1 protein-coding gene is annotated in these 993 nt (G+C 39.5%); it reads right to left on the reverse strand.

Annotated features, from left to right (window positions below; genetic code table 11):
* Positions 1 to 129: 129 nt before the first annotated feature.
* A partial coding sequence (locus tag QWY78_RS02160; RefSeq protein WP_290216098.1) for a transposase occupies positions 130 to 993 on the reverse strand: 864 nt, incomplete at its 5' end.

Consider the following 993-nt stretch of genomic DNA (forward strand, 5'->3'; position numbering starts at 1 on the left):
GGTAACCGTTGCACAACCCCAATATTTTCGAGATTACCCAAAATTTATAACAAAAAACGACCTCTTTTAAAGCGATTTAAGGGAGCTTTGTTTTTGGTGCAAAGCGATTGTTTGATTTTTTAGAGTGGCTTAATTCGCAAATAGGAACGCCGGTTTTTGAGGTTTTAGAAAAAGCCAGAACTTTCCTTTTGGAAGGTTCATTATTCCAGCATTTCTGTGGACGGTTTTACTGATGAACTTTAGATATTTCTTCAGATTGTAGGTTAAAGCAGCCATTAAAACATGTTTATTGACATTTTTTATTCCTCTCGTGTTCACGCGCTTCATATTGTGGTAATTGATTAAAGTTCCTAAAACGGGTTCTACACGGGAACTTCTGCGCTTGGTTAAAAAGCGGGTGTAATTCGGATCTCGATTTAATTTTTCATGCATTTCATCATAAAGAGGTTTGTGGATGGTATCATCTATCTTTTTAAACTTGGTCACTTTGCCACAACATTCTGCGCGAAGTGGACAATCTTTGCAATCTCTCTCGCTGCTTCGGTAGATTTTCTTTGAGTAGCCTTTGGAATCTGTTTTCGTACCCTTGTAAGGAAGAAAAGCCTTGTTGCCGCCAGATTTTGTGCACTCATACCGGTTATCTTCTTTATTAAAAATAAAGCCTTCCCTAAATGGTTTGTACTGACCGAAGTTGGGAATGTAGGCGTTGATGCCTTTCTCTTTGCAGTATTTTAAACTCTCGCCACTGCTGTATCCGGCATCGGCTAAAACTTCATCGATTGGCAGCTTAGTTTGCTTACAATTTTCAATCGTCTGATTCATAATATCCGGGAAAATCACCGAATCTTTACTACCAGAGGAACTCGCGCAAGCGCCAAGTATAACATGATGCGCATCATCTACAGATAATTGTCCACTGTAGTTCAATTGTCTTGCTTTGCCTGGTTTTACAGAGATTTTCGCATCAGGATCTGTGGGACTAAAGTGGGTGTG

Source organism: Kaistella yonginensis, assembly GCF_030409525.1.
GTDB lineage: Bacteria > Bacteroidota > Bacteroidia > Flavobacteriales > Weeksellaceae > Kaistella > Kaistella yonginensis.